The following is an 18,032-nucleotide window of genomic DNA, read 5'->3' on the forward strand; positions in this document are numbered from 1 at the left end:
GCAAGCTCGCTTCGCTCGCGCAGCGCTCAGCTCTTCGCGCACGCGCTCATCGACCGGTGGTCACCCTCGAAAGGCAATTCCAATGACAGATATAACCGAGCCGCCAGGGTACGACCGCATCGAGCCCGTCGACATTCAGACGGAGATGCAGCGCAGCTACATCGACTATGCGATGTCGGTCATCGTGGGGCGGGCGCTGCCTGATGTGCGGGACGGGTTGAAACCCGTGCACCGCAAGATCCTGTACGGGATGTTCGACTCGGGGTTCCGGCCTGACCGCGGGTACGTGAAGTGCGGGCGGGTCGTCGGCGACGTGATGGGCAACTACCACCCGCACGGCGACTCGGCGTTGTACGACGCGCTCGTGCGGATGGCGCAGCCGTGGTCGCTGCGCTACCCGCTGATCGACCCGCAGGGCAACTTCGGCTCGCCGGGCAACGACCCGGCCGCGGCGATGCGCTACACCGAGTGCCGGCTGGCGCCGCTGGCGATGGCGATGCTGGCCGACATCGACAAGGACACCGTCGACTTCGTCCCGAACTACGCGGGCAACACCGTCGAGCCGGTAATCCTGCCTGCGCGTATCCCAAACCTGCTGATGAACGGTTCCGAGGGCATTGCGGTCGGCATGGCCACCCGGATCCCGCCGCACAACCTGCGCGAGCTGGCCGCCGGCGTCACCTTCGCCCTGGACCACCCGGACGCGACCGACGAGGAGCTCCTCGAGAAGCTCATCGAGCTCATCCCTGGCCCGGACTTCCCGACCAAGGGCCTGATCGTCGGCCGCGACGGCATCGAGGATGCCTACCGCACCGGCCGCGGGTCGATCCGGATGCGCGCCGTCGTCGAGATCGAGGAGGACCAGAAGGGCGCCACCATCCTGGTCATCACCGAGCTGCCCTACCAGGTCAACCCCGACAACCTCGTCACCTCGATCGCCGAGCAGGTCAGGGAAGGCAAGATCGCCGGCGTCCGCAACATCCAGGACGAGAGCTCCGACCGCATCGGCATGCGGATCGTCATCATCCTGAGCCGCGACGCGGTGGCCAAGGTCGTGCTCAACAACCTCTTCAAGCACACCCAGCTGCAGACAACGTTCGGCGCCAACATGTTGGCCATCGTCGACGGAGTACCGCGCACCCTGCGCCTGGACCAGTTCGTCACGCACTACGTCAATCACCAGGTCGAGGTCATTCAACGACGCACGCGCTACCTGCTCAAGCAGGCCGAGGAACGTGCGCACATCCTGCGGGCGCTGCTCAAGGCGCTTGATCAACTCGACGCCGTCATTGCCCTGATCCGCAGCGCGCCGTCGGCCGATGCCGCGCGCGGTGGGCTGATGGAACTGCTGGAGATCGACGAGATCCAGGCCACCGCAATCCTGGACCTGCAGCTGCGTCGCCTCGCCGCGCTCGAGCGGCAGCGGATCCTCGACGAGGCCAACGAGATCGAAGCCAAGATCGCCGACTACACCGACATCCTGGCCAAGCCGGGCCGGCAGCGGCAGATCATCCGCGACGAGATGAACGAGATCGTCGACAAGTACGGCGACGAGCGGCGCACCCGGATGATCCCGCACGACGGTGATGTCTCGATCGAGGACCTCATCGCGCAGGAGGACGTCGTCGTCACCATCACCCGTGGTGGCTATGCCAAGCGAACAAAGACCGATCTGTATCGCGCGCAGCGGCGTGGCGGCAAGGGCGTGCAGGGCGCGGGACTGCGCCAGGACGACATCGTCGAGCACTTCTTCGTGACCTCGACGCACGACTGGATCCTGTTCTTCACCAACAAGGGCCGTGTCTATCGGGCCAAGGCCTACGAGCTGCCCGAGGCGAACCGCAATGCGCGCGGTCAGCACGTCGCAAATCTGCTGGCCTTCCAGCCGGACGAGGAGATCGCCGACGTCATCACGCTGAACAACTACGAGGTCGCGCCCTACCTCGTCCTTGCCACCAAGCACGGCCTGGTGAAGAAGACCAAACTGATCGACTTCGACTCCAACCGTTCGGGCGGACTCGTGGCCATCAACCTGCGCGAGGACGACGAGCTGATCGACGCCGCGCTGATCTCGGCCAGTCACGACCTGCTACTGGTCAGTCGCCGGGCGATGTCGATCCGCTTCACCGCCGACGACGATGCCCTGCGCCCCATGGGCCGGGCAACATCAGGCGTGTTCGGCATGCGCTTCAACGACGGGGACTCGCTGCTTTCCATGGTGGTGGTCGACGACGAGAACGCAGAAATCTTGGTCGCCACTGAGGGCGGCTACGCCAAGCGGACGCGGGTCGGGGAGTATCCGGTCCAAGGCCGGGGAGGCAAGGGTGTGCTCACCGCGCGTATCGTCTCCACCCGAGGCGGACTTGTGGGCGCCATCGCCGTCGCTCCCAGGGACGAGATCTACGCCATCACCTCTGACGGCGTCGTGATCCGCACGACCGCCGGCGAGGTTCGCCGGGCGCAGCGCCAGACGATGGGCGTGCGACTGATGAACCTGCCCGACGGCGTGCTGTTGAACGCCATTGCCCGCAACGCCGACGAGCCTGACGTGACGGAGTGACATGACCGAAGGCGGAGCCTCCAGCGGCCCACCGGCCCAGCAGGCCGCGCCGCGCAGCCCCGACTACGGCTTCTCCACCCCGCAGCACACCACTGCTGGCAACGGCTCGTCGGCGTGGAATGCGGGTCCGGCCGCTCCCGCCGGTTACGGCGGGACCAGTGCCGACTCCCCCACCGGCGCGCTGCCGGTGGTTCCGGTCGACGGTTCGCCGACAGGCGCAACCACATCGACCGCCGCGACCCCCGGCAGCGCACCGAGCAAGCCCCGCTCCGCCGGTAACCGCGGTCCTCGGCGGGCCCGGTTGCAGCTGCGCCACATCAACCCGTGGACGGTGCTCAAGTTCTCCTGCGTGCTCTCGATCGCCCTGTTCTTCGTGTGGTTGATCGTGGTCGGCGTGCTCTTCGGCATCCTCGACGGTGCAGGCATCATCAGCAAGATCAACGACACGGTCACCACCATTCAGGGCGGCGACGCCCAGGCCCCGGTGACCGCGGGCGTGGTGTTCGGCGGCGCGGCCATCATCGGTGTCGTGAACGTCGTCCTGTTCATCGCGTTGTCGACGGTCGGCTCACTCGTCTACAACCTGTGTGCCGACCTGGTCGGGGGCATCGAGATCACGCTGTCCGAGCGCTGATAGTCTTACGCGTCGCGTTCGCGGGCCTGTAGCTCAGACGGTTAGAGCGCATCCCTGATAAGGATGAGGCCGGAGGTTCAAGTCCTCCCAGGCCCACCCCGCGTGCCCATCGGGCACCTGTACCCCGGGCGTATCGTTGGCCCGGTGCGCCAGACGAAACCCGCCCTGCTGATCGCTGCTCTCGCTGCGGCGATCGCCACCGCCGCTCGTCGGCGACAGGCCCAGCACGACGCCGAGATCCTGTGGCGGGAAGCCACCTCCGACGCGTCCCGCTGACGCAGGCGCGGCACCGCGCGCCGCTATAGTGGGGCGTTCGGTTGAGGGGCCATAGCTCAGTTGGCAGAGCGCTGCCTTTGCAAGGCAGATGTCCGGAGTTCGAATCTCCGTGGCTCCACCACTAGGTGTTTCCGACGGCTAGGTGTTCGGCTCGCCCGCGCTCAGGTGCGACATGAGCCGCTCGATGCGCAGGACGCCGAGGAAGCGCCCGGCGTCGTCCGTGCAGGCAAGCGGCGTGAAGCGCACCTCGCGTGGTCGCGCCATGGCTTGCTTGACGGCGTCGGCCACCGGGGTGTCGATGTGGACGGCGAGCACCGGGCTCGTCACCCACTGCCCGGTGCTGCCCTGCTCGAGCAGCGCCGTCGGCCGGCGCTGCTCGTCGAGCACGACCAGCACGTCGAAACCGGTTGTCTCCGGCAGCACGCTCTGGGCCGCCTGCAGATTCGTCGTCGTGTAGGACTGCTGCACCAGGGCGTGCAGGACACCGTCGGTGGGCGCGACGTTGGTGGGCAGTGCGGTGCGGGCGGTGCGTTTGATGTCGGGCCAGAATTGCTGCGCTTCGCCGATGAAAGAGCCCTGCGCGAGTGGGACGTCCAGCCCGGCGAGGGCGCGCAGCTCGGCCGAGGTCGTGACGCCCTCGGCGAGGATGCATGCGTCGAGCTGCGCTGCGAGCCGACCGGTGACTTCGATAGCTGAGCGCTTGGCTTCCGAGCGGTCGGCGCCGCGGACCCAGGCCCGACCCAACCGGATGATGGCCGGCTTGAGCCGCACGATGCTGGTGAGTTCGGGCTGAGCCGCACCGCGGCCCCCGACCGCGACGAGCGCACCGGCTGCGCGGTAGGCCTCCAGCGCCGGCGTCACCGCCTCGAGCGGACCGATCGAGAACTCGGCGATGTCGAGTACCACCCCGTCCAGGGTGGTGTAGTCGGTGAGCGCGGCATGGATCCGATGATCGGCGAGCAGCGCCAGCGGCACCGGGATGGAGATGAAGGTGTTGGTCGGCAGGGTGGGGATCGCTGCGAGTGCCGCGCGGGCGGTCGCTGCGACGCCGGCGGCCCTGAGGTCCGCCCGAGCGGCGTCCTGATCACCGTCCGCCGTACCGATTTCGGACTTACCGTCACTGTGCGTCACGGCTTGGTAGCCGGCGGCCGTGCCCCATGCAACGTGCAGGATGGGCTGGTAGGTGACGGTAAAGGTCGAGCTCGTCGTATCGAGCGCAGGCACGACGTCGTCGAGCACCGGGCTTGCCACCGGGGCATTCGCTGACAACATGGTGTTCCGCTCGGCAGTCAGGGGGTGGCCGAGCTTGGGATATGGGCAGGTAGGCACGCGTTGCGACCTGGCACCACGTCGCCGCAGGCGAGGTGTTTCATCGTCGGTCCTCCGAGGTATAACTGCAGGTTCCCCGTGCGTGCTGATGTTAGTTGCAAGTAAAGCCATTCGGCAAGGCTGTCAATCCTGTCGTAAGCGACATGTCGGTCACTTTCGGCCTGGCAGCAACAAGTCACCGGTTAGCACCCCGCAATACCTATAAATCTCCTAGGTTGAGGGCTTCCTGCTCAAAAACCGGCCGACCGGCCGGCGGGCAGGCGATCTTGCTACGGAGGACATGCATGCACCCACGCACCATCGCGGCGGCTACGGTCGCCGCGGGAACGCTGGTCGGCTCGATGATCGCGGTGATCCCTTCGACATCGGCCACGCCGCCCACACCGCAGGCTATTCCTAACACCAAACCGACGTGGACCGCTTCCGCCCAGAACCTCGGTGCGGCCAAACCCAGCGCCCCGATCTCGGCCCGGGTCTACTTCGCGCCCAAGGGCGGCCTGGCCGCGGTGAAAACCGCGGTCGCGGCGATCTCCACGCCGGGCAGCGCGCAGTACCAGCAGTATTTGACCCAACCGCAGTACCAGCAACGCTTCGGTATCACGGCCGCCACGGTGGCCAACGCCACCAAGTACCTGCGTTCGTACGGGCTGCAGGTCAGTGCGCCGAGTGCCGGCAACCACTACGTCACCATCACCGGCACGGTGAAGGGCGCCAACCAGGCGTTCGGCACGGAGATCGCGCGTTTCCAGCACGACGGGCAGGCGGTGCAGGCCCCGGCCAAGACGCTGGCGGTGCCGGCCTCGTTAGGTGCCGCCATCCTCACCGTCACGGGCTTGGACACCACCCCACAGCACAAGACACCGGAGACCAAGCAGGACGCGCCGCCGCCGGCGGGCTTCCGTAACGGACGACCCTGCTCGATCTATTTCGGTGCTCTCCAGGCGACCTACCAGGCCGACTTCAAGACCAAGCTGCCGAAGTTCAACGGCACGACGCTGTCGTATGCACCCTGCGGCTACACCGGTCCGCAGTTCCGCAGCGCATACGAGGGCAACAGCACCCTGACCGGCAAGGGGGTCACCGTGGGCATCGTCGACGCGTACGCCGCCCCGACGATCGCCAAGGACGCCAACACCTACGCCACGAACCACGGCGACGGTTCCTACACATCGGGCCAGCTCGTCCAGACCGTGCCAGCCTCGTTTACCAATCAGCAGGAATGCGGCCCGTCGGGGTGGTACGGCGAGGAGACGCTCGACGTCGAAGCCGTGCACGCAATGGCGCCGGATGCGAAGATCCACTACTACGGCGCCCAGAGCTGCGAGGACGATGACTTCACCGACACGCTGCAGCAACTCGTCGACGACAACGACGTGTCTATCGTCAGCAACTCCTACGGTGACCAGGGCGAATCCATCCCTGCGGACGAGATCAACGCCGAGGAAGCCGTCTTCCTGCAGGGTGCGGCCCAGGGCATCAGCTTCCTGTTCTCCTCGGGCGACGACGGCGACGAGCTCGCCGCCACCGGCCTGAAGCAGGCCGATTACGAGGCTTCGGACCCATATGTGACCGCCGTGGGCGGCACCTCAACCGGCATCGACGGCAATGGGGCCATCTCATTCGAGGCTGGTTGGGGAACCAACAAGTACAGCCTGTCCAGCAACGGCAAGTCGTGGACCCCGGTCGGGTTCCTCTACGGCGCCGGTGGCGGGGAGTCGGCACTGTTCAACCAGCCGGCTTACCAGGCCAAGGTCACCAATGATGCCTACCGGCAGGTACCGGATGTGGCGATGGACGCCGACCCGAATACCGGCATGCTCATCGGCGAGACGCAGACGTTCACCACCGGCAAGGCCTACGGGGAGTACCGCATCGGCGGGACGAGCCTGGCCTCGCCGCTGTTCGCCGGGCTCACCGCGCTGACCGTGCAGAACGCCGGCAAGCGAGCTGGGTTCCTCAACCCGACGATCTACGCCAAGCCGGGGAACTTCACGGACGTCAAGGGCAACCCCAAGGTCGCCGGTGACGTTCGCGTGGACTTCATCAACGGCGAGAACGCCACGGACGGGCTGCTGTACTCCGTCCGGACCTTCGGCCAGGACTCCAGCCTCGTGGTAACGAAGGGCTACGACCAGGTCACGGGAGTCGGCGTCCCGAACGCCGGCTGGCTGACCGCCTTCGGCACGAAGAAGTAACACCGTCCAGTGCGGATCGAGGGCGCGCCGCTTCGGCGGCGCGCCCTCGGTACCGTTGCTCTCCGTGACCCCCCCGGGCTGCTCGCGAATGACGGCCGTGCTCGCCGTCTGGCTCGGGAAGCTCACGCTGCTGGCGCTTCGCGCCCTGGGCCGACGCGGCAATGCGATGCCCGGCCTGGTGGTCGAGAAGGTCTTCCCGCGCTACCTGGCCACCGCGCTGGCGCGGCTGCCGCAGGGCGTCGTCGTCGTCACCGGTACCAACGGCAAGACCACGACGACCAAGATGGTGGCCACGATCCTGGGTGAGCGGTACCGGGTGCTGACCAATGACACCGGGTCGAATTTCGTGCGTGGCGCGATCACGGCCACGGTCGAGCACGCGTCCTGGTCTGGGTGGTTGCGCTACGACGTCGCCGTCTTCGAGCTTGACGAGGCGTGGGCGGTGCGCTTCGTCGAGCGGGTGGCACCCCAGCACTGCCTGCTGCTCAATGTCATGCGCGACCAGCTCGACCGCTTCGGCGAGATCGACACCACCGCGCGACTGCTCGGCAAGGTCGCCGCGGCCACGACCGGGCACGTCGTGCTCAACCGCGACGACGAACGTGTGGCTGCGCTCGCCGCGGACACCGCCGCGCAGGTCAGCTGCTACGGCGTCACACCCGAACTGCGCGAGCTTTTCCCCAACGACGAGGAGCTCTACGGCGGGCCGGTGACCATCTCCTCGGTGCCGGCGGCCGTCGAGCTGCGGACGCTGCCGTCGCCGTCGCATCCGGCGGCCACGTTACGGGTCGACGGCACCGACCACGACGTCGTATTACGCGCCGAAGGCCCGCACAACGCCCAGAACGCGTGTGGCGCCGCCGCGCTCGGCCTGGCGCTCGGGTTGGACGTCGACACCGTGCTGGTGGGGTTGGCCAAGGTGTCGCCCGCCTTCGGCCGCGGGCAGTCCTTCGAGGTCGACGGGCGCCGGGTGGTGCTGCAGCTGGTGAAGAACCCGGCCGGCTTCCGGCAGACCCTGCGCACCTTGGATATGCAAACGCCCGACGCGGTGGTGGTCGCCATCAACGACGACTACGCCGACGGTCGGGACGTCTCGTGGCTCTGGGACGTCGACTTCGCGGTGTTGTCGGGGTTGCCCACCCGTCTCTCGACGGCCGGTACCCGGGCCGCCGACATGGCCGTGCGGCTGCGCTACGACGACGTCGCGGTGGAGGAGATCGAACCGGATCTCGAGAAGGCGCTGCGCTCGTCCGTGCGCTCGGTGGATGACGATGGCCACGTCGTCATCTTCAGTACCTACACCGCCATGTGGGCGCTGCATGCGGTGCTGCAGCGGATCGGGACGGCGCTGTCGTGAAGGCGGCACTGGGATGAAGGCGCTCCGGCTCGTGCACCTCTACCCCCGCGAGATGAACATCTACGGCGACACCGGCAACGTCCTCGTCCTGCGCCGCCGGTTGCAGTGGCGCGGGCTGGCGGTGACCATCACCCCGGTGAGCGTCGGCGACCCGCTGCCGCACGACGCGGACATCCTGCTCGGCGGCGGTGGGCAGGACGCTGCGCAGGGTGACATCGGCGCGGACTTCGCGCAGCGCGGTCCGCAGTTGCGCGCCATGGCCGACGACGGCGTGGTCATGCTCGCCATCTGTGGCACCTACCAAATGCTCGGGCACGAATTCGTCACCCAGGAGGGTCGCCGCATCGCCGGCGTCGGGGTGCTGGACGTCGTCACGCACGGCCAGCCCGTCCGGTTGATCGGCAACAACTGGGTCGTCACCCCGCAGGCCGGCCGGCTCGTCGGCTATGAGAACCACAGCGGGCTGACGACGCTCGGGCCGGGCGCCGCGCCGTTGGGCACGTCGCAGCTCGGACGGGGCAACAACGGCAAGGACGGCACGGAGGGGGCGGTGCGCGACAACGTCATCGGCACCTACCTGCACGGCCCGGTGCTGGCCAAGAGCCCTCGCTTCGCCGACGACCTGTTGCGCCGGGCCTACCTCCGGCGCGGGGAGCCGGCCGAGCTCGAGCCGATCGACGACGCGCTGCCCGAGCTCGCGGCCCGGGTCGCGGTGGGACGGCCCCGGTGAGGCGGCCGGCGTTGGGGGTGGCGGCCGCGGCCGCTCTGCTGTCGCTCACGGCGTGTACGTCCAGCGGCGAACCCGCGGGCCCGTCCGCCACTCGCACCATCGTGCAGACCGAGACCGCGCCCGCGCCGACCATCTCGTTCACCCCGGCGCCAGCCACAACCGTCCCCGCCTTGGGCGACCGGACGACCGCACCGAAGGGGGAGCGGTTCCAGAAGTGCCCGTACATCAAGGCCGGTAAGGACAGCGATCCGACGAATGAGGCGAACATTGCCGACCTCGAGGGCGACCGGGTCGGCCGCGTCACGGTGCTCACCGGCCTGCGACCCGTCGGTTGCCGGTTCTACTTCTCCTACTCCTACGGAGACACCCGGCACGAGGCCGTTGCCGATATCCGCCCGCGCACGTTCCCCAGCGCCACTGACGCCCACAACGCGCTCGTGCTCACTGCCCGCGCCGGTACCGAGCCGATCAGCGAGCCGAACTTCGCCCCCGGGGTCGACGGCATCGCCTACCGGACGAAGTTTTTCGGCCCGGACGGAGTTCAGGACTGGGCCTTCGCGTTTGCCAAGGGCAAGGTCCTGGTGGTCGTGCACACCCAGGTCACCATCTCGTCGAAGAATGCCGTGAACATCGGGCACGCGATTGTCGGGAAGTTCTGAGCGTCCGATCAGCCGTGTCGTGATCTTGATTGGTGGCCGCCGGGCCCGACGACCCACCCAGCTGGACCGCCACCGGGCTGTCGCCGTGCTCGCCCAACGACGGGAGGACGCCCGGCTCGCTAAGCCCCGTCTGGCAGGATTGCCGGCATGAGCAATGCAACCCAGATCGCCACGCTGCACACCACGTCCGGTGACATCCGGATCGAGCTGTTCGGCAACCATGCCCCGAAGACGGTCAAGAACTTCGTCGACCTCGCGACCGGCGCGAAGGAATGGACACACCCCGGTACCCGCCAGAAGACCAACGACCCGCTCTACGATGGCACCGTCTTCCACCGGGTCATCCAGGGTTTCATGATCCAGGGCGGCGACCCGCTGGGCGAGGGCTTCGGCGACCCGGGGTACAAGTTCGCCGACGAGTTCCACCCCGACCTGCAGTTCGACCGGCCCTACCTGCTGGCGATGGCCAACTCGGGCCCGAACACCAACGGCTCCCAGTTCTTCATCACCGTCGGCCGCACACCGCACCTGAACCGCAAGCACTCGATCTTCGGCGAGGTCGCCGACGCCGACGGCCGCGCCGTCGTTGATGCGATCGCCACCACCAAGACCGGGCGCGGCGACAAGCCGGTCGAGCCGATCTCGATCACCTCGATCACGGTCGAGCCCGCCTGAGCAATGGGGCAGAGTCCGGGCGGGCCGGCCGAGCAGGTCGTCCAGCGTTGCTATCGCCACCCCGACCGGGAGGCGATGATCCGCTGCACGCGCTGCGACCGGCCGATCTGCCCGGACTGCATGCGCCCTGCCTCGGTGGGTTTCCACTGCCCGGACGACGTGCGCGACGGTGCGCGCTCGGTTCGCGCGCCACGCACGATGGTCGGTGGCCGACTGCGGGATAGCCCGCCGTACGTCACGATCACCTTGATCGTGCTGAACATCGCCGCGTACCTGGTGAGTGGGACGCTCGACGGCGCGTCATTGCGCGATCCGGTGTCGCACCCCTCGCGGCTGTTCATCGATTGGCAGCTCTTCCCCCCGGCCATCCACAACAATCACGAGTACTACGAGCTGATCACGTCGGCGTTCCTGCACCTGAGTCCGCTGCACATCGCGTCCAACATGCTGTCGCTGGCCATCGTCGGACCAATTCTGGAGCGGGCTCTGGGCCGCTGGCGATTCCTCGCCGTCTACCTGCTGAGCGCGCTCGGTGGCAGCGCAGCGATCTATGCCTTCGGCAACGAGATCGGTTACACCGCGGGCGCGTCCGGCGCCATTTTCGGGCTGTTCGGCGCGTGCCTGATCCTCATCCGCAAGCTCGGGCTGAACGCGCAGTGGCTGATCGGCACGATCGTCCTGAACTTCGTGATCACCTTCTCGGTGCCGCACATCTCCAAGCTCGGGCACATCGGCGGGTTCCTCACCGGCCTGCTGGCCACCACGGCCATCGCCGGGTTGCCGAACCTACGCCAGCGCATCGAACCGCGGCTACAGGCTGCCGGCCTGGGAGGGGTGCTAATGCTGATCATCGTGGTGGTCGGGGTGCGCACCGCTACCTGGTGACGCGGGTCAGCCGGGGCGGAACGCGTTGATCAGGTCGGCTGCCTGCTCGGGGTCGGTCCCGATGGCGCGCCGGCTCAGCACCACCAGCACCGCCTCGGCGTCGATCTCGAGGACGGTGCTGCGCAGCCCGAGGTGCAGCCGACTGTCCGCCCGCACGTGCTCAACGTCCGACCAGGCCAACGTCGCCCGCGTCGCGGGTGTCCGGATCCGCAGGCCGTCGGCGTCGGCGACCAGCCTGGGCGAGAACACGACGTCACTGATCGCGTAGGCGGCGAGCACGACCGCCGCAATGAGGGCCAGCAGCCCGCCCGGCCCGGTGCCCGCGAGCCCCGCAGCAACGACGGCGAGCAGCGCCCCGGCGGCGGCCAGAGCGGTCATGCGGCGCTCGGGCGCGAAGCAGGCACGCGGCGCGACGTCAGCGGAGTTGTCCACAGGCTTTTCCCCAGCTGGGGACAGAACTACAGTCGTGTAATCACAGGCGTGGAAAACGTTGTGGACGCTGGCTCAGCGCCAACGGACTGCCATGATCAGGCCGAGCAGCATGATCCCGAAGCCGACGGCGAAGTTCCATGCGTCCAGGCTGGCCATCACGGGGATGTGTGGGTCGGTGCCGCTCGAGGTCAGGTAGTAGGTGACCAGATACGCCAGCCCGATCAGCAGGACGATGGCCATGACGACCGGATACCAGGCCGGGCTGGGCGAGAGCTGCCGCACCGGTGCCGCCGCGCTCGACGAGGACCGGACCGGCGCGTCATTCTTCTTGCGGACCTTGGACTTGGGCACGTGCTTACTCCAGTTCATGCGGTGGGACTCATACTGGTGACGAAGATCTGCCACCGACTGCCGCTAGCGTAGTCGCCATGGTGCAGCCGGGCTCGGGCACGCGCACCTGGCGCCTGCTCGTGCCGGTGGTCTCCCTGGTGGCCGGGGTCGGCTTCGCAACGAGCGCGCGAGACTCACACGGTACCGAGCTGCGCGCGCCCGGCATCGTCAGCCTCGGCGACACCGTGCGCTCCGCCGAGCGCACGGTGCGTGGGCTGAACGCCCAGGTGAGCTCGTTGCAGGTACAGGTGCAGTCGGCGGCCGCGCTCGCGGGCAGCACGGACGGCCGGGTCTCAGCCGCGCAGCGCCGCGTCGCCCCACTTGCGGCGGCCGGCGGGCTGACCGCGGTGCACGGCGAGGGGACGCTGGTGGTGCTCGACGACGCCAGGATCGGCGCTGCCAACGCCGGCGTCGATCCCAATCAGTTGGTGGTGCACCAGTCGGACCTGCAGTCGGTGGTGAACGCGTTGTGGGCCGGTGGTGCCGAGGCGATGTCGATCGCGGGTGAGCGGGTCATTCCCACCTCGGCCGTACGCTGTGTAGGCAACACACTGTTGCTCAACGGCGACGTGTACTCGCCGCCGTTCCGTGTTGCGGCGGTCGGTCCATCGGCGACAATGCAGAAGCAGTTGGCTTCCTCCCCCGGGGTCAAGGCGTTCCAGGAGGCGGCCGGGTATTTCGGCTTGGGCTACACCGTCGAGTCCAAGGACAGGGTGGACGTGCCCGCTTACACCGGGCCGCTGACCCTCAGCTACGCCCACGCCGGATCGTAAGTCCGTCGACACCACGGAGGATTCATGACCGACCTGCGCTTCGCTTCGGTCGCCGGAGGCCATGCCCAAACGTCGCGTTCCGACTGCGTCGTCGCGTGACCGACACGGCGATTGCTGAGCCGTCGCCGCCCCCTGCGCATCGTGCGGCGGGCCGCTCGGTTGGTGACCGGATCCGCTTCGTCCTGCGCGGGATCGGCCAGACGCTCATCACGGCCGGATTGGTCGTGCTGCTGTTCGTCGTCTACGAGGTATGGATCACGAACCTGTTCGCCGACCGCGAGCAGTCGCACGTCGCCGACACCTTCAAGAAGGAGATCGTCGACGGGAAGGACCCGCTCCTGCCCCTGCCCGGCAGCAAGGATCCGACGATCCCGCTCGGCGACGGCATCGCTGTGCTCTACATCCCCCGTCTGGGCAAGGACTTCCATTTCGCCATCGTCCAGGGCAGCGTGGTGCCTACTGACGGACAGCTTGAGAAAGGCCCGGCCCACTACCGAGACACTCAATTGCCCGGGCAGGTCGGCAACTTCGCGATGGCCGGGCACCGAGTCGGCAAGGGCGAACCGTTCCTCAACCTCGACCAGTTGCGCGCCGGCGATTCGGTGATCGTCGAGACCGGCTCCTACTGGTACGTCTACCGGGTGAAGGGCCAGCAGCACGGGCTGACGAAGAAGGACGACGACGGAATCGCTGGCCGTCAGATCGTGTCGCCCACTGATGGCAACGTTTTGCTTCCAGTGCCGAATCACCAAGGCGCGAAGCCCACCGAGGCTTTGCTAACGATGACAACCTGCCATCCGAAGTACTCAGCGAATAAGCGGATGATCATTCATGCTGCACTCGATAGCTCGGCCACGGTGAAGGTTGCAGCCCAGTCCGGCAACGCCGTGCTGACCATGCCCGATTCGATCAAGGCGTTGTTTTCGGCGGTGAGCACCTGATGTACGTCTGGATCTGGCGCCACCTGCCCGGGCCGGTCGCGGCCAAACTCGGGCAAACGCTCGTGCTGCTGCTTCTCGTCACCGCCCTGCTGCTGTTCGTGATCTTCCCGTGGATCGAGCCACACCTGCCCATCAACCAGGTCACGGTGCCCAACAAGTGACCCGCGTGCTCGTCGTCGACAACTACGACAGCTTCGTCTACAACCTCGTGCAGTACCTCGCCCAGCTCGGAGCCGAGGTCGTCGTGCGGCGCAACGATGAGGTGACGGTCGGCGAACTCGACGACCTCCGGGTCGACGGCGTCCTGATCTCGCCCGGCCCCGGTGAGCCGGCCGACGCCGGTTGCTCGCTGGCCATGGTCGAGGCCGCCGCCGAGCGCGCGCTGCCCTTGTTCGGCGTGTGCCTGGGTCATCAGGCCATCGGCGAGGTGTTCGGGGCGCCGGTGATTCGCGCCTCCGAGCTGCTGCACGGCAAGACCAGCGCCGTGCTGCACGACGGCACCGGCGTGCTCGCCGGGTTGCCCTCGCCGTTCACGGCCACCCGGTACCACTCGCTGGCCGTCGCCGAGGACACGCTCGCACCCGAGATCCTGGTGACGGGTCGGACGGCTACCGGCATCGTCATGGCGCTACGGCATGCCACGCTGCCCATCGACGGCGTGCAGTTCCACCCCGAATCGGTATTGACGCAGGGCGGGCACCGGATGGTGGCCACCTGGTTGGCCCGGTGCGGGGCGTCCGTCGACGACGCGTTCGTCGCCCGCCTCGGTGACGAGGTTACCGCCCTGCAAGCGACGGCGTTCGCGCCGGCCTGAGCCGAACTCTTTGCTCAACCCTGTTGCTGACGCCGGCCGGCGTGCGTCTGTAGTGGTGAAGCGGTCGCCACGGCTGCTGCGACAGGAGGCTGTCAGTGGACGCTGACGACTCGGCGATCGACGTCGTCGTGACGTCGACGGCGGCGCCGGCTCCATCCGCTGCCCTATCGCACCTGTTCGCAGATCACTACCTGCAACTCGTACGGCTCGCGCGGCGCCTCGTCGACGACAATGACACTGCCGAAGATGTCGTTCAAGACGTCTTCGCGGGACTCGATGTGACTCGCGTCGCCGACCTCGGCGCTCCGGATCGTTACCTGCGGGCTGCCGTGGTCAATCGGTGCCGGTCGGTCCTACGCCGGCGACGGGTGGTGCGTCTGACCTCGGTGGGTCATCGGCGTCCACCGGGCACCAGCGAGGCGGTCGAGCCGGCCGACGCACCGCTCTTGCTGACCGAGCGCCGGCGACGCGTGCTCGACGCTGTCACGCACCTGCCCGGCCGTCAGCGGGAGGTCATCGTGCTCACGTACTACCTGGACATGGACATCGCCGGCGTCGCCGCGCTGCTGAGAATCAGCCCGAGCGCCGCCTCCTCGTCGCTGGGCCGCGCCCTCGCCACCCTCACCCGCATGCTGGGAGACGACGATGCCTGACCTCGAAGCTGAGTTACGTGCGGCCCTGACGGCGGCGGCGGACGAACTGACCACAGCCGATCTGCGGCAGCCGCAGCCGCCCGTCTCGAGCTATCGCGGCGGGCCGCATCGACAATGGACCATCGCGGCGTGCATAGCACTCGTCATCGCGCTGGCTGCCGGGCTGACCCTGGTGGTGAGCAGGCACCAGCAGCGGGCGGCTGCGCCGGATCCGTCCTCGCTGGTCGGTTGGGTTTGGTCGATAACCGAGGTGACCCATGACGGAACGACGTCCGCTGTTGCTGCGCAAGCAGGGCAGTCGACCTTCAGCCCGAATTCCTTCTACTTCCTGCCCGACGGTCGATGGGGGGCGGCCGACCTGCTCAACGCCTACGAGGGGACGTACACCCTCGCTGGTGAGACGGTGCGTATCCACGGCGGCGTCCGGCAGGCCGAGTCGGTCGGCGGCATGCCGGCAACGGGCCTACCGCTGGCAGCCGCACTCGCGGTGTTCAAATCCGGGGTGCCGGCCCGGGTGACGATCACCGGGAACACGGTGATGCTGCGATTCGGCTCCGACCGGCTGGTCGCCACGCGGCCGGCTGCGATCACATCACCGATCATCGGCACGAACTGGCGGATCACGGAGGTACGGCACGGCGCGCAGCAACAGCAGATGCCTGGCAATGCCCAGTTCACCGAGCCGACCCCGACCCTGGCGTTCTTGCGCAGCGGCGTCGCCGTGCTGACTGACCTGAACTTGCTCAGGACCGGGCACTACACGGTTGCCGGATCGACCTTGACGCTGCAGAACATCGAGTTGCACCCTCGGGCCCGCAATACCCAGGATCCCGCTCTCGAACTGCTGAACGGCTCGCTCCGCGAACTCGAGACCCCCGGCGTCCGGATCAGGTTCGCCGTCAGTGGGTCGGAGCTGTCCCTTGTCGCCGGTGATTACACCGTCACGGCAGAGTCGCTGTCGAAGGAGCCGACCCCGACCCCGACACCCACCTTCGCGCGGCACCAAGGAAAGACGCCCGCCTTCGTCGGCTATGAATGGAACATCACCGCCGTCGAGCACGGCGGCAAGCGGGTGAGCATCCCGGCCTCGTTCCGCGGTTCGGTGACCTTCAGCAGCCGCGGCGAATTCAGCGGGGGTGCCGGGAGCAGCGGCCAGGCCGGCACTTACCAGTTGACGAAGCGCGGCTATGTTGCGAGGAATCTGGCCGACAATCTGCTGTTCGGGCCAAGGGGTTCGGCCGGGGAGACTCTTGAGCGTGCGTTGCGTGCGATCGAGACCTCTAACGCCGAGATCATCGTCAGCACCTCCGGACGCACGATCACGATGATGCACGGCGGGTACGTGGTAATCGGCGTCCGTGGTCAACGCGTACGCAGCTTCGCGGACTTAAGCCCGGTACGTGACCCGGCCGCGCTGACCGGTATCACGTGGACCCTTACCGGCATCAGCCAACAGCCGAACGAGGTCGGTGGTCGCCCGACCTTTGCGCAGCCCGACGCCCCGATCACCGTCGAGTTCGCCGGCCCCGCCGGAGGTCAGGGGGCGGTCACGAGTGGCTGCGCCACGGCCTCTGCGTCGGTCTTGACGGGGCAGCTCCTGTTCAGCACGCCGTGGTCACCGCCGACTGGCTGTCAGACCGGCGTACACCTTGGTTCAGCGCAAGCTGCGTTCGTCTATCGGTTGCTGACGCGCAGCGACTTCTGGTCGGTTTATCAGGGGGTGCTGACCATCGCCCGAGCCGGAGTGGGGACGCTGCGGTTCCATCGGTGAGTGCAGGGCGCGGGTACCGCGCGAAGCAAGCGGGTGTCCCTTCGCGGCAGGAAGGCACGGGTAGGTCAGGTCAGCTGTCCAGGCCGAGGGTGAACGTGGGCTTGGGTGCGGTCTCGGGCAGCCGGTGCGACGGGTCGAGCTGGCGGATCGCGGTGCCGGTGGCGAAGAACTCGGTCGCGTGCTCACCCCAGACGTGGTTGTGAACGTCGACCGTGACGCCGACGATCCCGGTGGCGCGGGCCTGGGTGGCCTCGTACTGCATCCGCGCCAGAGACAGCTCCCGGGCCTGATAGATGCCCTGGGTGAAGATCACCATCTCTTGGTTGACACCTGCCTGGCGCAGTGACTGCATGACGCTCTGGTGTGCAATGTGGTAGACGCAGGTACCCAGGACGAAGGCGACCGGCACCGAGCCCGCAGCGAGCAGGCGATAGAAGTCCTGCGCCGATAGGTCGGAGGAGAAGGCCCGGCCGTCGGGCGCGCGGTGTGCCCCATGGCCCTGCAGCGCTCGGACCGCGGTGCCTGTGGCGATGAACTCGAGCACCCCCTGGCCCCACACGTACTGCTGCGCCCGCAGGGTCACGCCGACGACCCCGTCGGCGCCGAGGCGGTCGGCTTCGGCCTGCATCCGGCTCATCGCGAGTTCGCGTGCGGAGTACATCGCCTGCGTCAGGACGGTCAGTTCCTGGTTCTGTCCCCACCGGCTGATCTGGATTCCGATGTGGTAGATCGACGATCCGACGACGAAGCCCAGCGGCTCGAAGCCCGCCTCGTTGAGCAGGACGTACTCCGACACAGACAAGTCCGAGGTGAACACTGCCCCGGGAGTCGCGCCGGCGGTGTTCGCCAACCGGTTGTTCGCGGCGTCGGGTTCCCAGTTCGCCCCGGCGTCCTGGACGTCGTTGCGGCCGAACACGGCCATGGATCCTCCTGCTGTCCCCGGGCGTGGTCCGCCAGC

General features: G+C 67.8%; 19 protein-coding genes and 2 tRNA genes. 17 read left to right on the forward strand and 4 right to left on the reverse strand.

Going from position 1 to position 18,032, the window contains the following annotated elements:
• Window positions 1-82: 82 nt before the first annotated feature.
• The 5 genes from gyrA (at window position 83) to ACFFC4_RS04115 (ending at window position 3,591) form a co-directional block, all read left to right on the forward strand.
• Entirely contained in the window at window positions 83-2,560 is a 2,478-nt protein-coding gene (gyrA, locus tag ACFFC4_RS04095) for a DNA gyrase subunit A (RefSeq protein ID WP_375498043.1), read from the forward strand.
• 1 nt (window position 2,561) lies between these two features.
• Window positions 2,562-3,194, forward strand: a complete 633-nt coding sequence (locus ACFFC4_RS04100) for a DUF3566 domain-containing protein (protein WP_375498045.1) — start codon at window positions 2,562-2,564, stop codon at window positions 3,192-3,194.
• Between the two features lie 22 nt (window positions 3,195-3,216).
• Window positions 3,217-3,290 (forward strand) — tRNA-Ile (locus ACFFC4_RS04105).
• Between the two features lie 48 nt (window positions 3,291-3,338).
• A complete protein-coding gene (locus ACFFC4_RS04110) occupies window positions 3,339-3,470 on the forward strand; it encodes a DLW-39 family protein (RefSeq protein WP_375498047.1) in 132 nt (43 codons plus the stop codon).
• A 45-nt stretch (window positions 3,471-3,515) separates the two neighbouring features.
• A tRNA-Ala gene (locus tag ACFFC4_RS04115) sits at window positions 3,516-3,591 on the forward strand.
• A 17-nt stretch (window positions 3,592-3,608) separates the two neighbouring features.
• Here ACFFC4_RS04115 and ACFFC4_RS04120 read toward each other — a convergent pair.
• The gene (locus tag ACFFC4_RS04120) at window positions 3,609-4,721 is read right to left on the reverse strand and encodes an EAL domain-containing protein (protein ID WP_375498049.1); all 1,113 of its coding nucleotides are present in this window, start codon (window positions 4,719-4,721) and stop codon (window positions 3,609-3,611) included.
• A 362-nt stretch (window positions 4,722-5,083) separates the two neighbouring features.
• Here ACFFC4_RS04120 and ACFFC4_RS04125 point away from each other — a divergent pair, with 362 nt between their 5' ends.
• The 6 genes from ACFFC4_RS04125 (at window position 5,084) to ACFFC4_RS04150 (ending at window position 11,300) form a co-directional block, all read left to right on the forward strand.
• A complete protein-coding gene (locus ACFFC4_RS04125) occupies window positions 5,084-6,994 on the forward strand; it encodes a protease pro-enzyme activation domain-containing protein (RefSeq protein WP_375498051.1) in 1,911 nt (636 codons plus the stop codon).
• Window positions 6,995-7,058: 64 nt separating this feature from the next.
• Window positions 7,059-8,351 carry a MurT ligase domain-containing protein gene (locus tag ACFFC4_RS04130; protein ID WP_375498053.1) on the forward strand — a complete coding sequence of 431 codons (1,293 nt, stop codon included), beginning with the start codon at window positions 7,059-7,061 and terminating at the stop codon, window positions 8,349-8,351.
• A 13-nt stretch (window positions 8,352-8,364) separates the two neighbouring features.
• Complete coding sequence (locus tag ACFFC4_RS04135) at window positions 8,365-9,081, forward strand: type 1 glutamine amidotransferase (RefSeq protein WP_375498055.1); 717 nt, start codon at window positions 8,365-8,367, stop codon at window positions 9,079-9,081.
• Complete coding sequence (locus tag ACFFC4_RS04140) at window positions 9,078-9,740, forward strand: hypothetical protein (protein ID WP_375498057.1); 663 nt, start codon at window positions 9,078-9,080, stop codon at window positions 9,738-9,740. Before ACFFC4_RS04135 ends, ACFFC4_RS04140 begins: the two co-directional genes overlap by 4 nt.
• A 147-nt stretch (window positions 9,741-9,887) precedes the next feature.
• Window positions 9,888-10,415, forward strand: coding sequence for a peptidylprolyl isomerase (locus ACFFC4_RS04145; RefSeq protein ID WP_375498059.1), 528 nt, complete (start codon window positions 9,888-9,890; stop codon window positions 10,413-10,415).
• Window positions 10,416-10,418: 3 nt separating this feature from the next.
• A complete protein-coding gene (locus ACFFC4_RS04150; protein ID WP_375498061.1) occupies window positions 10,419-11,300 on the forward strand; it encodes a rhomboid family intramembrane serine protease in 882 nt (293 codons plus the stop codon).
• Between the two features lie 6 nt (window positions 11,301-11,306).
• Here the strand turns inward: ACFFC4_RS04150 and ACFFC4_RS04155 are convergent, their stop codons facing one another.
• Together ACFFC4_RS04155 and ACFFC4_RS04160 are read right to left on the reverse strand one after the other, a co-directional pair.
• Window positions 11,307-11,732 (reverse strand): PH domain-containing protein, encoded by a 426-nt coding sequence (locus tag ACFFC4_RS04155; RefSeq protein ID WP_375498063.1) that lies wholly within the window; start codon window positions 11,730-11,732, stop codon window positions 11,307-11,309.
• Window positions 11,733-11,804: 72 nt separating this feature from the next.
• The gene (locus ACFFC4_RS04160; protein WP_375498065.1) at window positions 11,805-12,101 is read right to left on the reverse strand and encodes a cell division protein CrgA; all 297 of its coding nucleotides are present in this window, start codon (window positions 12,099-12,101) and stop codon (window positions 11,805-11,807) included.
• Between the two features lie 59 nt (window positions 12,102-12,160).
• Between ACFFC4_RS04160 and ACFFC4_RS04165 the strand changes: the two genes are divergently transcribed.
• The 6 genes from ACFFC4_RS04165 to ACFFC4_RS04190 all read left to right on the forward strand — a co-directional run bounded on the left by ACFFC4_RS04165 (window position 12,161) and on the right by ACFFC4_RS04190 (window position 17,074).
• Window positions 12,161-12,895, forward strand: a complete 735-nt coding sequence (locus tag ACFFC4_RS04165; RefSeq protein ID WP_375498067.1) for a DUF881 domain-containing protein — start codon at window positions 12,161-12,163, stop codon at window positions 12,893-12,895.
• A 95-nt stretch (window positions 12,896-12,990) separates the two neighbouring features.
• Window positions 12,991-13,836, forward strand: coding sequence for a class E sortase (locus ACFFC4_RS04170; protein ID WP_375498068.1), 846 nt, complete (start codon window positions 12,991-12,993; stop codon window positions 13,834-13,836).
• A complete protein-coding gene (locus tag ACFFC4_RS04175) occupies window positions 13,836-13,997 on the forward strand; it encodes a hypothetical protein (RefSeq protein ID WP_375498070.1) in 162 nt (53 codons plus the stop codon). The genes ACFFC4_RS04170 and ACFFC4_RS04175 overlap by 1 nt, the downstream gene beginning before the upstream one ends.
• On the forward strand, window positions 13,994-14,650 hold the full coding sequence (locus tag ACFFC4_RS04180; RefSeq protein WP_375498072.1) for an aminodeoxychorismate/anthranilate synthase component II: 657 nt from the start codon (window positions 13,994-13,996) through the stop codon (window positions 14,648-14,650). Before ACFFC4_RS04175 ends, ACFFC4_RS04180 begins: the two co-directional genes overlap by 4 nt.
• A gap of 95 nt (window positions 14,651-14,745) precedes the next feature.
• Entirely contained in the window at window positions 14,746-15,303 is a 558-nt protein-coding gene (locus ACFFC4_RS04185) for an RNA polymerase sigma factor (protein ID WP_375498074.1), read from the forward strand.
• Entirely contained in the window at window positions 15,296-17,074 is a 1,779-nt protein-coding gene (locus ACFFC4_RS04190; RefSeq protein WP_375498076.1) for a hypothetical protein, read from the forward strand. The genes ACFFC4_RS04185 and ACFFC4_RS04190 overlap by 8 nt, the downstream gene beginning before the upstream one ends.
• Before the next feature lie 70 nt (window positions 17,075-17,144).
• On the opposite strand, the gene ACFFC4_RS04195 is transcribed toward ACFFC4_RS04190, so the two are convergent.
• Entirely contained in the window at window positions 17,145-17,996 is an 852-nt protein-coding gene (locus ACFFC4_RS04195; protein WP_375498078.1) for a heavy metal-binding domain-containing protein, read from the reverse strand.
• Between the last annotated feature and the right edge of the window lie 36 nt (window positions 17,997-18,032).

This window comes from uncultured Jatrophihabitans sp. (assembly GCF_964244045.1).
GTDB lineage: Bacteria > Actinomycetota > Actinomycetes > Mycobacteriales > Jatrophihabitantaceae > Jatrophihabitans.

Excerpts from the sequence above, each read along its gene's own strand:
- gyrA (WP_375498043.1), top strand. The coding sequence starts at position 83 with ATGACAGATATAACCGAGCCGCCAGGGTACGACCGCATCGAGCCCGTC.
- ACFFC4_RS04100 (WP_375498045.1), top strand. The coding sequence starts at position 2,562 with ATGACCGAAGGCGGAGCCTCCAGCGGCCCACCGGCCCAGCAGGCCGCG.
- ACFFC4_RS04125 (WP_375498051.1), top strand. The coding sequence starts at position 5,084 with ATGCACCCACGCACCATCGCGGCGGCTACGGTCGCCGCGGGAACGCTG.
- ACFFC4_RS04135 (WP_375498055.1), top strand. The coding sequence starts at position 8,365 with ATGAAGGCGCTCCGGCTCGTGCACCTCTACCCCCGCGAGATGAACATC.
- ACFFC4_RS04145 (WP_375498059.1), top strand. The coding sequence starts at position 9,888 with ATGAGCAATGCAACCCAGATCGCCACGCTGCACACCACGTCCGGTGAC.
- ACFFC4_RS04150 (WP_375498061.1), top strand. The coding sequence starts at position 10,419 with ATGGGGCAGAGTCCGGGCGGGCCGGCCGAGCAGGTCGTCCAGCGTTGC.
- ACFFC4_RS04160 (WP_375498065.1), bottom strand. The coding sequence starts at position 12,101 with ATGAACTGGAGTAAGCACGTGCCCAAGTCCAAGGTCCGCAAGAAGAAT.
- ACFFC4_RS04165 (WP_375498067.1), top strand. The coding sequence starts at position 12,161 with ATGGTGCAGCCGGGCTCGGGCACGCGCACCTGGCGCCTGCTCGTGCCG.
- ACFFC4_RS04175 (WP_375498070.1), top strand. The coding sequence starts at position 13,836 with ATGTACGTCTGGATCTGGCGCCACCTGCCCGGGCCGGTCGCGGCCAAA.
- ACFFC4_RS04190 (WP_375498076.1), top strand. The coding sequence starts at position 15,296 with ATGCCTGACCTCGAAGCTGAGTTACGTGCGGCCCTGACGGCGGCGGCG.
- ACFFC4_RS04195 (WP_375498078.1), bottom strand. The coding sequence starts at position 17,996 with ATGGCCGTGTTCGGCCGCAACGACGTCCAGGACGCCGGGGCGAACTGG.